Origin of the sequence: Streptomyces sp. TRM64462 (assembly GCF_013362995.1) — a bacterium.
GTDB lineage: Bacteria > Actinomycetota > Actinomycetes > Streptomycetales > Streptomycetaceae > Streptomyces.
The window spans coordinates 1-10,791 of the sequence record NZ_JABWDV010000107.1; the positions used below are offsets into that span (position 1 = coordinate 1).

The window sequence follows — 10,791 nt, forward strand, 5'->3', positions numbered from 1 at the left end:
GCGGGAGCGGGAGCGGCCCGCAGGCCGCGGCGTCCCGGAGCGACGCCGCGTCCACCACGCCCACCACCCCCGCGACGAGCACCGCGCCGACGCCGTCCGGCCCGTCCCCCTCCTCGTCCTCGTCGAAGAGCCCGGACGCCCATCAGGGCTCACCCGGCACCGGAACCGCGGCGGGCCCCGGAGGTGGCCCGGCGGGCGGCGCGTCCGGCGGCCAGACGGGAGGCCAGACGGGAGGCTCATCCGGCGGCGCGGCCACGCCCCCCAAGCCCCCGGCCGACCCCGGCACCGGCGGCACGAGCAGTACGAGCGCTACGAGCAGTACGGGCGGTACGAGCAGCAGCGGTGGCGGTACGGGAAGCGGTACGGGTGGCTCCACCCCCGCCCCCGACAACCGCGTGCCGTCCGCCTTCGTCGGCACCTGGGACCTCGTCCTCCAGTACAACGTCAACCAGCCGCAACGCGTGGTCATCAACCGCGTCGCCCCCGGCCAGATCGCCGCACGGCTCGTCACCGACATCAACGGGGCCCACTGCGAACACGTGGCCAAGCTCGTCTCCGTGACGAACGGCGGCAAGCGCATCAACCTCGGCACCCGCACGGTCGACCGGGCCCGCTCCAGCAGCTACTGCGCCGACACCGACCCGTCGTACTTCGCGCTCGACGAGCCCACCGGCATCCGCCACAACGTCGGCCCCTCCCACGGAGACGGCTACCACTACGAGCGCGCGGGCTGACGCGTCCCCGGGCTCTCCCGCAGCACGGCGAGCAGCGCACGGGCGGTGGCGAGGTTGCAGTTGCCGAGCGCGATGAGCGGCGGCGTGCCGAAGTCCCGCCCCAGGGACGGGAGCTTGATGTCGTGCGACCCGAGGACGATCCGCAACTCGTCCACGAGAACCCGCGCCTGCTGGTCGAGCTCCAGCTCCAGGGCCTTGTTCATGGGTACACCTTCCTGTGCGTGCTGTGACGAACCCGTCACACAGTGGCGTTGACGCGCGTACCGTGGAAGGGGTTTGGCGACCACGGCGGCAGGTGTGGAGGGTGATCTTCTGTGGCGCGAGGGCAGCGTAAGGACATCGACGGGTCGACGAGTGTTCCGTGCTTCTACGGAACGGAGTTGCGCTTCCAGCGGGAACGGGCGGGGCTGACACTGGGGCAGTTGGTGGAGGGCAGCTTCTACGGGGCGACGTACCTGAGCGAGATCGAACGGGGCCAGCGGCGGATGCCGCTCGACCTGGCCCGGCACGTGGACCGCGTCCTCAAGACGGACGGGTTCTTCGAGCGCCGCTGCGATGACGTACGCAAGGCCAAGCAGGGCGCGCACGCGTCGTACTTCGCGCCGATCGCGGAGGCGGAGAAGCGGGCGCGCACGATCGAGCACTGGGCGAACGCCCTGATCCCGGGCCTGCTCCAGACGTCGGCGTACGCACGGGCGGTCAACAATGTGACGCACCCGCTCGACCTCCCGGAAGCCACGGAGGCCTACGTCCAGGCCCGAATGGAGCGGGCCAAGCTCCTTGATGTCCCGAACCGGCCGGAGTTCTGGGTGATCCTTCACGAATCGGTGATCCGGCATCCGCTACTGCCGCCGGCGGAAATGGCAGAACAGCTGGATCGCATCGCAGCCTTGGCGAGGGAGCGGCGGATCTTTCCACAGGTTCTGCCGTGGAGCGTGGCAACGAACCCGCTCATGCAGTTGTCGCTCATGTTCCTGGAGTTCGACGACGAGCCGCCGCTCACCTATACGGAAGGCCCGTATCACGGACAGATCGTGGACGATCCGGCCCTCGTGAAGCAGTACCACAAGGCATACGATCGGCTCAGGGCCGCCGCGCTCTCACCCGAGGCGTCCCTCGTCATGATCGAGCAAGCGGCTGAGGACTACCGAAATGGCAAGCAACTGTGTTGAGTTGAGCGCTGCGTACTGGCGTAAGAGTAGCTACAGCAGTGGTGGTGGTGGCGAGTGCCTCGAAGTGGCCGAAGGCTTCGTGGGCGCCGCGCGCTGGCGCAAGAGCAGCTACAGCACAAACGGCGGCGAGTGCCTCGAAGTCGCCGACGACCACCCCGGCATCGTCCCCGTCCGGGACTCCAAGGTCCCGGACGGCCCCGTCGTCATCGTCAGCGCCCGCGCCTGGGCGCCGTTCGTCGCGGCGGTCACGGCAGGAACGGCCTGATGATGCCGACGAGTTCCTCGGGGTGATCCCACTGCGGCGTGTGGCTGCCCGGGGTCCGTACCACCTCGGCCCCGAGACGGGCGGCGAGCGAGGCGGCGGCTTCGTTGAAGACGTCCGGTGATTCCTGGCTGACCAGGACCCGGACAGGGGCGGTGATGCCGGCGAGCGTCGCGTCGTCAGGGTGGTAGGACTCGAAGGTCCCCATCTCGACGCCGAAAAGCGTCTCCCCGTTCGAGGTCATCCGGTGGCGCAGGTCCGGGTCCAGGCCATCCCAGGTGTCGTCGCCCGCGGCGAATCGGAAGAAGTGCTCCACGGCCGCCGGAGGCCCCCCGGCGGCCATCCCCGCTTCGACGACCGGCCTCACATCGGCCTGGGCCTGGCCCGGGTTCGCCAGGACGGAGAAGAGCGTGGCGTCGTGCAGAACGGCACCGCGGACGACGCCGGGGTGGCGGATGAGCAGGTCGAGGGCGATGATCGCCCCGTAGCTGTTGCCGAACACCGCGGCGGGAGCGAGGCCGAGGGTGGTGAGGAGCGCCGCGGCGTCGTCGGCCTGTTCCGCTACGGAGGTGGTCTCCCACCCGCTGGGGCGGGGGCTGCGGGAGTTGCCGCGCCGGTCGTAGGTGACGACGGTGAACGCGTCGGCGAGCAGGTCCGCGACCCGGTCGAAGTGTCCGGCGTCGCCGGTCGCACCGGAGATGAACAGCATCGATGGGCCGGCGCCCCGAAGCTCGTAGTGGATGTCGGTCCCGTTCACGGCAACGGTCGGCATGGCGGCCTCCTCGCTCGACGTGGGTCTTCGCACCTCTGCGAGGTATTGACCGGCTCCGCCGCGTGGGCTCGTCGGACACGGCCCGGACGCACGATCGGGCCGTAGGGTTCGGCCGGACGGCGGGCCGGGGGCGTGTCGCGTGGCCCGGCGGAGGCGCCTGGGGCGCACACAGTGCAGGTATGACGCGTACCCGCAGAGTCTGGCCGGTCCTCGCCGTGCTCCTCGCCGTGGCGCTGCCCGGCGCCCCCGCCCACGGCGCGGCCCACGCCGCAGCCGCCCACGCCGCGCACCCGCCGCGCGCCTGTGCGCCGACCCCTGGTGGGAGGGTCGCCGACATCGTGCGGCAGGCCCGCGCGGACCTCGGGCTGAACGCCGTACTGGCCAAGGTGACCGTCCACGGCCGTGAGGTCGCCACCACCGCCTCCGGCGAGTCCATGACCGGCGTGCCCGCCACGACCGACATGCACTTCCGCGCCGGCGGGGCGGCCATCCCGTACCTGACCAACGTGCTGCTGCAACTCGTCGACGAGGGCCGGGTCGGTCTCGACGAGCCGGTGTCCCGCTGGCTGCCCCGGCTGCCGCACGGCGACAGGATCACCCTGCGGATGCTCGGGAGTTCCACGTCGGGCCTGTACGACTACGTGCCCGACCCGGGCTTCGTGCAGGCCTTCATCGACGACCCGTTCCGGCAGTGGACGCCGCGCGAGCTGGTCGCCATCTCGACGGGAAAGCCCCTCTGGTACGAGCCGGGCACCAACTGGAACTACTCCCACACCAACTTCGTGCTCCTGGGCGCCGCCCTGGAGAAGATCACCGGCACCCGCCTGGACCGGCTGCTCCACCAGCGGATCTTCCGCCCGCTGGGCCTGCGGGAGACCCGCAACAGCTTCACACCCGAGATGCCGCAGCCGGTGCTGCACGCCTTCAGCGACGACCGCGGCCGCTACGAGGAGTCGACGTTCTGGAACCCGTCCTGGACGATCGCGCCCGGCGCGGTGCTGACCTCGGACATCTGCGACCTGGCCCGTGGCGCGGAGGGCGTCGGCACCGGCGAGCTGACCAGCCCGGCCGCGTACCGCACGCTGCTCGACCCGGGCACGGTCGGCAAGGGCGGGCCGACCGCCACCTGCCCGGCGACGGTGTGCCGGGCGCAGACCGAGGCGTCCCACTACGGGCTGGGGGTGGTCGTCAAGGACGGGTGGATCTTCCAGAACCCGAGCTTCGGCGGCTACGCGGGGGTGATGGCGTACCTGCCCGCTGAGGGCCTGGCCGTCGCCGTGGCCGTGACCGCCGGACCGGAGGCGCCGGAGGGCAACAACGCGCAGACCGTGGCGTCGCGCATCGCGGCCGCTCTGACACCGGAACACCCGCTGTTCGCCTGACCCGCCGCCCGGGCGGGTCGGCGGGTCGTCGGTCCGCTACCCGCCCGTCGTGAGTTCCCGGGCGTCCGGGACGCGGCGTACCGGGCGCTTGGCCATGGGGCGGACGCCCGCGATCCACTGGTACGCCCACTCCGCCGACATGAGCGCGCCCTCCTGCCAGCCGGGCAGGGCGGAGACCTGGTCGCCGATCACGAGGAACTGGTTCGCGTCGCCCTGCGGGTAGATCAGCGTCGCGTACCAGGCCTTGTGGTCGGGGATCGCGGGCTTCCAGTCGGCCCAGGCGCCCAGCATGTACGGCACCTTGTGCCAGGCGATGGACATGCCCAGCTCGTCGGGGACGACGGTCTTGCTGGCGAACTCGTCGTGCAGTTTCGTCCCGCCGTCGCGGGCGACGCGCAGCCGGTCCTCGTGCGGGCGGTCGCCGAGCGTCCTGGCGTTGTCGTAGGAGCAGTAGGCGCCGGTGAGGGTGCCCTTGTCGGTCGGTGAGAAGTAGTCGTTGGACGGGTACCAGACCTGCTCGATCTCGTGGTCGATGCGGCTGATGCCGCCGTAGATCTCGTACTTGTCGGACTCCCAGAAGCGGCGGTTGGCCTGCCAGCCGACCTTGCAGGCGGGAGCGAAGGGGGCTTTCTCGACGGCCGTCTTGTAGTCGGTGGGGAACCCTTCGAGGGTGACGCCCGCCCTGAGGACGGGCACGGGGATGTTGCTGAGGCAGTAGTCGAACCGCCTGGTGGTGCTCCGGCCGCCCGCCGTCCAGTTGACGATCACGCTGTTGCCGTCCAGCTTGATGGCGGTGACGGGGGCGTTGAGCGTCAGGACGCCCGCGGGCAGGGCCTTGGCGAGCATGCGCCAGATGGTGTCCATGCCGCCGACGGGCTGGAACAGCGTGGTGTGCCAGTGGTAGTCGGAGTCCTGGTAGAACCCGTGCTTCCAGAAGCGTGCCGACAGCAGGTCGGCGAGCCGGAGGGGGTCGGCCGGCTCCTCCATCTGCGTCACGGTCGGGCGCTTGGACAGGCCGGACCGGGTGGAGCCCGGGTAGGTCTTGTCGATCTCGTCGAGCTTGCCGAACTGGACGAGCAGCTCCACCAGCCGGGCCCGCTGATCGGGCGTCAGGCCGTCGTCGACCGGCGGTTTCTGGACGACGCGGGCGAGGTACTCGGCGAGGTAGCCGCGGGTGTCGTTGGCGATGCGGCGGTTGTGCCTGGGGGCGCCGCGCCAGGCCTTGTCGGTCTGGTACAGGTTGGCCGTGGTGGTGTGGATGTACGGCTCCAGGGGGACCTTGAGCTTCTGGCAGAGCTTGAGGAGCCGTCGGTGGTGGTACGGGATGCGGCCGGCACCGAGGTTGAGGTAGAGGCCGCTGCTGAATTTGCACTCCTGGGTGCGGAGGGAGCCGTCGGCCCACCTCTCGGTGATCTTGTCGCCGGGGCGTGCGGTGAGGGTGCGTCCGCCGACGCGGCCCGTGGCCTCCAGGACGGTGACCGTGTAGCCCGCCTCCAGGAGGCGGAGCGCGGCCGCGAGGCCGGCGGGGCCGGCGCCGAGGATCGCGACGGTCTTGCCGTTGGCCGGCTGCGCGACGGGGCGGAACAGGCCGTCGGTGGCCGGGGCGGCCGTGGCGGGCACGGCCCCCGTCATGATGTCCAGCAGAGTGGTGGTGGCGGCCGTCGCTCCGGCCATGCTCAGGAATCTGCGGCGTGAGGTCATGGTGCGGTCCTCCAGATCGGGCGAACTGAGGCTTGCCATGCCGGACTTGCTGCTGTCGCACTCGGTCACCGACCGATGCGGAGCGTTATCACGCTAGGGGGCCAGCTGCCGGGGTTGGGTGCGTATCGTACGATTGGCGATTCATCGCCAGATTGGGGGTGTATGGGGGCTTGGCCCGGGCGCGCGTGGCCCCCGGGCGGCGTGCGGGGCGCGTTCGCGGCATGCGGGGGCCCGTGGGCGGTGGCCGGGCGGTGGCCGGGTGCGGTCACGGGGGCGGGCCGTACTCAGTACGCTTGCGTACATGTACGGCTACGAGCAGAACCCGGGTGCCCAGCAGCAGTACGCGCCTCCGCCCCAGCAGGGGTACGGGCAGCAGCCGCCGCTGTACCCCGAGCCGTCCCCGCCCTCACTGGCGGACGCCGTACGGGCGTTCACGACCGGGTCGCTGTCCGCCGAGGACTTCCAGCAGATCTTCGCCACGTCCAAGGTCTACTGCCCGCGCGGCGACAACCCCGGGTTCCTGGCGCTGCACAACACGCAGCAGCCGGTCATCCCGATGTTCACCACGCTGAAGCAGCTCCGCCGGTACGCCGGCAAGGAGTCCAAGTACTTCGTGATCACCGGCGCCGAGGTCCTGGACCTGCTGCCGACGGGGTACGGCTTCGTCCTCGACATGGACGGCGAGCACCGGATCGTCTTCGACGCGAAGGCGGTCGAGGAGATGGTCGACTTCGCGATGCGCCGGATGTACGGCTAGGGCGACCCCTGGCGGGGCCGCCCCGTGGCCGTGGTCCGCCCTACACCGGGACGGCTTCGATCCTGTCGCCGCACAGCTTGTACATGTCGTCCACGTCCGATGTGACGACGATCCGTGGCGCCGGGTGCTCCAGGGCGGTCGCGGCGACGACGGCGTCAATCGCGTATTTGTGACCGTGCAGCCCGGCGTCTCGCAGCAGATCGATGGCTTTCCAGGTGATCTCGGTCGAGACCGGCAGCACCTTCAACTTGGACGCCTCGTAGTGCAACTGCTTCAGTGGCATCCGATGGTGCCAAGCCTCGATGAGCGTGAGGTTGCTGAGCCCCACAAGGTGGTCCTTGGCCTGGGCTTTGCGCACCAGCCTCACGACATGTGGGTCGTCGTCCAGCAACTTGCTCAGACCCTGGCTGTCCAGCAGGACAATTCCACGGCTCATGCGGCCTTGTCGTCGTGCCACTCCCCGCCCCGATCCTGCTCCGCACCCTGTTCGTACCGCGCGCCCCGCTCCGCCGCCGCCTTGGCCTCGGCCCGGCGGAAGGCGTCCTCAGCCCACTCGTCCACTTCGGGTGACACCGGGCCGATCCTCGCCTCCTTCTCCCGAAGCAGCTCTTCCAGGAGGTCGCGTTCCAGTTGGCGCTCGACCGCCGCGCTCACGTACGCGGAGAAGCCGCCCTTGCCCACGCGGGCCCTGACAGCCGCGATGCGGTCCGCCGGCATGGAGACGCTGACCTTCTGGGCGTAGTTCTCGCCCGTTCTCTCGTATGCCTCTGGGTTGCCCATGACTCGGAGAGTAGCAACTCGGGTGGCAAGTTGTCGGCCGCGTTCACCCGGAATGCTGACAGGTGTGCAGACGTTCCCATGGCGGGAAGTTCAGGATTCAACTAACCTGGACGTACGCCGTACCGCCTGGAGGTTCGCCATGCCTGCCGTGACCGTCGAGAACCCGCTCGCCCTGCCGCGCGTCGCCGCGCCCGTCGGGGTGCCGGGGCGCAAGGTGCTCGCCGTGTCGACCGCGCCCAGCGGGTTCGAGGGGGAGGGCTTCCCGGTGCGCCGTGCGTTCGCCGGGATCAACTACCAGTACCTCGACCCGTTCATCATGATGGACCAGATGGGCGAGGTGGAGTACGCGGCCGGGGAGGCGAAGGGAACGCCCTGGCACCCGCACCGGGGGTTCGAGACCGTCACCTATCTCATCGACGGGACCTTCGTCCACCAGGACTCCCACGGCGGTGGCGGCACCATCACCGACGGCGACACGCAGTGGATGACCGCCGGCGCCGGGCTGCTGCACATCGAGGCGCCGCCGGAGGCGCTCGTCATGTCCGGCGGACTCTTCCACGGGCTCCAGCTCTGGGTGAACCTGCCCTCCAAGGACAAGATGAAGGACCCCCGCTACCAGGACATCCGCGGTGGGTCCGTGAAGCTGCTGACCTCGCCCGACGGCGGCGCGCTGCTGCGCGTCATCGCGGGTGAGCTGGACGGGCACGAGGGCCCCGGCATCACGCACACGCCGATCACCATGGTCCACGCGACCCTGAAGCCGGGCGCCGAGGTCACGGTGCCGTGGCGCGGCGACTTCAACGGCCTCGCGTACGTACTCGCCGGGCGCGGTGCCGTCGGCGCCGAGCGGCGGCCCATCGGCATGGGGCAGACCGCCGTGTTCGGGGACGGGGGATCGCTGACCGTACGGGCCGACGAGAAGCAGGACGGGCACACCCCCGACCTGGAGATCGTCCTCCTCGGCGGGCAGCCCATCCGCGAGCCCATGGCGCACTACGGGCCCTTCGTCATGAACACCCGCGAGGAGCTGGTGCAGGCCTTCGAGGACTTCCAGGCCGGGCGGCTCGGCCGGATCCCCTCCGTGCACGGCATGGGGGAGGGCGACGTGTCGCTCTCGGACGAGGCACCGCTCGCCTGACAGGGCGTCACCCGGGTGGCGCGCACCCGGGGGCGGGCGGGCGCCCGGCGTGATGCGGTGGAGGGGTGCCCCCGCAGTACGGCCCGCCCCGCCCGTCCTCCGCGCTGCTGCCCGAGCCCGTGCGGAGGCTCGGTGCCTGGTGCGTCGTCGTGCTGCTCGTCACCGCCGTCACGTACGTCGTCATCCAGCTCGCCGTCACCTTCCGGACGTCCCTCACCGCCGTGCTGCTGGCGCTGCTCGGGGCCGCGCTGCTCGGGCCGGTGTACCGGCGGCTCGTCGGCTGGCGGGTGCAGCGGTCGCTGGCGGCCGCCCTCACCTGCGTCGCCGTGCTCGCCGTCGCCGGCGGCGCCGGGTACATCATCGCCATCGCGCTCATCGACACCGCGGACCAGATCGTCTCCGCCCTCCGTCAGGCCGTCCGCGACGTGGCCGGCTTCCTGGGCGCCCGCGGCACCACCCTCGACGACCTCATCGAGCAGGGCCAGGACCTGCTGCGGCGGGCCGGCGGCGCGGCCGCCACGGGAGTGATCAGCGGGATCAACCTGCTCCTGCAGATCCTCACCATCGCCCTGCTCGCGCTGCTGCTGCTCTTCTTCTTCCTGCGGGACGCCGGGCGCGCCGTACGGGGCATGCGGGCGCTCGCCCCCGCCTCCGGGGCCGACCTCCTGGAGGCCATCGCGCGGCGGGCCTTCGAGGCCGTCGAGGGATTCATGCGCGGGACCACGCTGGTCGCGCTCATCGACGCCACGTTCATCACCATCGGGCTGCTGATCCTCAAGGTGCCGGGCGCCATCGGGCTCGGCGCGCTGGTGTTCGTGGGCGCCTACATCCCGTACCTGGGGGCCTTCCTGTCGGGTGCCGTCGCCGTGCTCGTCGCGCTCGCCGACCGCGGCTTCGCCATCGCGCTGTGGACGCTGGGCGTGGTGGTGGCCGTGCAGACCCTGGAGGGCAACATCCTGCAGCCGGTCATCCAGAGCCGGATGGTACGGATCCACCCGGCGGTCGTCCTGGTCGCGCTCACGGCGGGCGCGGCCGTCGCGGGCATCCTGGGGATGCTGCTCGCCGTGCCGTTCACCGCCGCCGCGTTCGGTATCGCCGGGGAGCTGCGGAAGCACTACGCGGGCGGCACGCCTCCATCGCCGGGTGCGCCGCCGGGGGCATCGGGTGCGGGTGGGCCGCCCGGTGCCGGTGAGGCGCCCGGTGCCGGTGAGGCGCCCGGTTCCCCCGCCTCGTAGAGCTCGAACCAGATCGACTTGCCGTCGCCCCGCGGGTCCACGCCCCAGGCGTGCGCCAGCATCTCCATCAGCAGCACCCCGCGCCCCGACGACGCCATCTCGCCGGGCCGCCGCCGGTGCGGCAGCTCGTCGCTGGCGTCCGCGACCTCCACGCGCAGCCGCCGCGCGCCGTGCTCCCCGGTCGCCTCCGCCACCAGCAGCGCGTCCCCGTCGGTGTGCACCAGCACGTTCGTGACCATCTCCGACACCATCAGGACCGCCGCGTCGACCTGGTCGTCGTCCGCCCAGTCGTGCAGCAGCTCCCGCAACTGCTGCCGGGCGCCCGAGATCCGCTCCGGCTCCGCCTGCGCCACGCTCAGCGCCGTACGCCGCGGCGGCGCCAGGCGGCTCGCGGGCTCGGCCGTACGGGACAGCAGCAGCACCGCGATGTCGTCCTCGCGGCGGTCCGCGAACGGGCCCGTCGTGTGGTGCGAGCTCGGCCCGTGCACCGCCTGGACCAGGGAGTCCGCCAGGACGTCCAGGGGCTCGGACGCGGGCGCGTACTCCTCCAGGAGCTTGCGGACCCGCAGCCAGCCCGTCTCCATGTCGTGCCCGCCGGTCTCCAGAAGCCCGTCCGTGCAGATCATCAGGGTCTCGCCGGGCTCCAGCGTGAGCCGCGTCGTCGGATAGTCCGTGTCCGGGACGATGCCCAGCGGCAGCCCGCCGTCCGTCGCCCGCAGCAGCACCGTGCCGTCGGCCATGCGGATCGCCGGGTCCGGGTGCCCGGCCCGCGCGATGTCGAGCGTGCCCGTCGCCGGGTCGACCTCCAGGTACAGGCACGTCGCGAAGCGCGGCCCGTCGTCGGCGCAGTCCGCCGCC

Annotated in this window: 11 protein-coding genes and 2 pseudogenes; 7 read left to right on the forward strand and 6 right to left on the reverse strand. The window is 71.4% G+C overall.

The window, feature by feature from the left end:
• Positions 1–734, forward strand: a pseudogene (locus tag HTZ82_RS05095) (serine/threonine protein kinase); the annotation flags it as partial.
• On the opposite strand, the gene HTZ82_RS05100 reads toward HTZ82_RS05095, so the two are convergent.
• Entirely contained in the window at positions 716–937 is a 222-nt protein-coding gene (locus tag HTZ82_RS05100) for a hypothetical protein (RefSeq protein WP_175408058.1), read from the reverse strand. The pseudogene HTZ82_RS05095 and the gene HTZ82_RS05100 sit on opposite strands and share 19 nt — an antisense overlap.
• Positions 938–1,048: 111 nt before the next feature.
• Here HTZ82_RS05100 and HTZ82_RS05105 point away from each other — a divergent pair, with 111 nt between their 5' ends.
• Both HTZ82_RS05105 and HTZ82_RS05110 read left to right on the forward strand, forming a co-directional pair.
• Entirely contained in the window at positions 1,049–1,906 is an 858-nt protein-coding gene (locus tag HTZ82_RS05105) for a helix-turn-helix transcriptional regulator (RefSeq protein ID WP_175408059.1), read from the forward strand.
• 1 nt (position 1,907) lies between these two features.
• Positions 1,908–2,171, forward strand: coding sequence for a DUF397 domain-containing protein (locus HTZ82_RS05110; RefSeq protein ID WP_254711630.1), 264 nt, complete (start codon positions 1,908–1,910; stop codon positions 2,169–2,171).
• Here HTZ82_RS05110 and HTZ82_RS05115 read toward each other — a convergent pair.
• Positions 2,152–2,940, reverse strand: a complete 789-nt coding sequence (locus tag HTZ82_RS05115) for an alpha/beta fold hydrolase (protein WP_175408061.1) — start codon at positions 2,938–2,940, stop codon at positions 2,152–2,154. The genes HTZ82_RS05110 and HTZ82_RS05115 overlap by 20 nt on opposite strands.
• 179 nt (positions 2,941–3,119) lie before the next feature.
• Between HTZ82_RS05115 and HTZ82_RS05120 the strand changes: the two genes are divergently transcribed.
• Positions 3,120–4,322: a serine hydrolase gene (locus HTZ82_RS05120; protein ID WP_175408062.1), complete on the forward strand. Its 1,203-nt coding sequence runs from the start codon at positions 3,120–3,122 to the stop codon at positions 4,320–4,322.
• A 36-nt stretch (positions 4,323–4,358) separates the two neighbouring features.
• Here the strand turns inward: HTZ82_RS05120 and HTZ82_RS05125 are convergent, their stop codons facing one another.
• A complete protein-coding gene (locus tag HTZ82_RS05125) occupies positions 4,359–6,062 on the reverse strand; it encodes an FAD-dependent oxidoreductase (RefSeq protein WP_175408063.1) in 1,704 nt (567 codons plus the stop codon).
• 262 nt (positions 6,063–6,324) lie between these two features.
• Here HTZ82_RS05125 and HTZ82_RS05130 point away from each other — a divergent pair, with 262 nt between their 5' ends.
• Positions 6,325–6,780 (forward strand): SseB family protein, encoded by a 456-nt coding sequence (locus HTZ82_RS05130; RefSeq protein WP_175408064.1) that lies wholly within the window; start codon positions 6,325–6,327, stop codon positions 6,778–6,780.
• Between the two features lie 40 nt (positions 6,781–6,820).
• Here the strand turns inward: HTZ82_RS05130 and HTZ82_RS05135 are convergent, their stop codons facing one another.
• Together HTZ82_RS05135 and HTZ82_RS05140 are read right to left on the reverse strand one after the other, a co-directional pair.
• Positions 6,821–7,216: a PIN domain-containing protein gene (locus tag HTZ82_RS05135; protein ID WP_217623683.1), complete on the reverse strand. Its 396-nt coding sequence runs from the start codon at positions 7,214–7,216 to the stop codon at positions 6,821–6,823.
• The gene (locus HTZ82_RS05140; RefSeq protein WP_175408066.1) at positions 7,213–7,560 is read right to left on the reverse strand and encodes a hypothetical protein; all 348 of its coding nucleotides are present in this window, start codon (positions 7,558–7,560) and stop codon (positions 7,213–7,215) included. The genes HTZ82_RS05135 and HTZ82_RS05140 overlap by 4 nt, the downstream gene beginning before the upstream one ends.
• A gap of 139 nt (positions 7,561–7,699) precedes the next feature.
• Here HTZ82_RS05140 and HTZ82_RS05145 point away from each other — a divergent pair, with 139 nt between their 5' ends.
• Entirely contained in the window at positions 7,700–8,698 is a 999-nt protein-coding gene (locus HTZ82_RS05145) for a pirin family protein (RefSeq protein ID WP_175408067.1), read from the forward strand.
• 65 nt (positions 8,699–8,763) lie between these two features.
• A pseudogene (locus HTZ82_RS05150) lies at positions 8,764–9,918 on the forward strand (AI-2E family transporter); the annotation flags it as partial.
• Here HTZ82_RS05150 and HTZ82_RS32005 read toward each other — a convergent pair.
• The coding region (locus tag HTZ82_RS32005; RefSeq protein ID WP_309235312.1) for a serine/threonine-protein phosphatase at positions 9,813–10,791 on the reverse strand (979 nt) is incomplete at its 5' end. The pseudogene HTZ82_RS05150 and the gene HTZ82_RS32005 overlap by 106 nt on opposite strands.

What these genes read in the sequence shown, in the direction of transcription:
- HTZ82_RS05100 (WP_175408058.1), bottom strand. Translation starts at nt 937, where the DNA reads ATGAACAAGGCCCTGGAGCTGGAGCTCGACCAGCAGGCGCGGGTTCTC.
- HTZ82_RS05115 (WP_175408061.1), bottom strand. Translation starts at nt 2,940, where the DNA reads ATGCCGACCGTTGCCGTGAACGGGACCGACATCCACTACGAGCTTCGG.
- HTZ82_RS05120 (WP_175408062.1), top strand. Translation starts at nt 3,120, where the DNA reads ATGACGCGTACCCGCAGAGTCTGGCCGGTCCTCGCCGTGCTCCTCGCC.
- HTZ82_RS05125 (WP_175408063.1), bottom strand. Translation starts at nt 6,062, where the DNA reads ATGGCAAGCCTCAGTTCGCCCGATCTGGAGGACCGCACCATGACCTCA.
- HTZ82_RS05130 (WP_175408064.1), top strand. Translation starts at nt 6,325, where the DNA reads ATGTACGGCTACGAGCAGAACCCGGGTGCCCAGCAGCAGTACGCGCCT.
- HTZ82_RS05135 (WP_217623683.1), bottom strand. Translation starts at nt 7,216, where the DNA reads ATGAGCCGTGGAATTGTCCTGCTGGACAGCCAGGGTCTGAGCAAGTTG.
- HTZ82_RS05140 (WP_175408066.1), bottom strand. Translation starts at nt 7,560, where the DNA reads ATGGGCAACCCAGAGGCATACGAGAGAACGGGCGAGAACTACGCCCAG.
- HTZ82_RS05145 (WP_175408067.1), top strand. Translation starts at nt 7,700, where the DNA reads ATGCCTGCCGTGACCGTCGAGAACCCGCTCGCCCTGCCGCGCGTCGCC.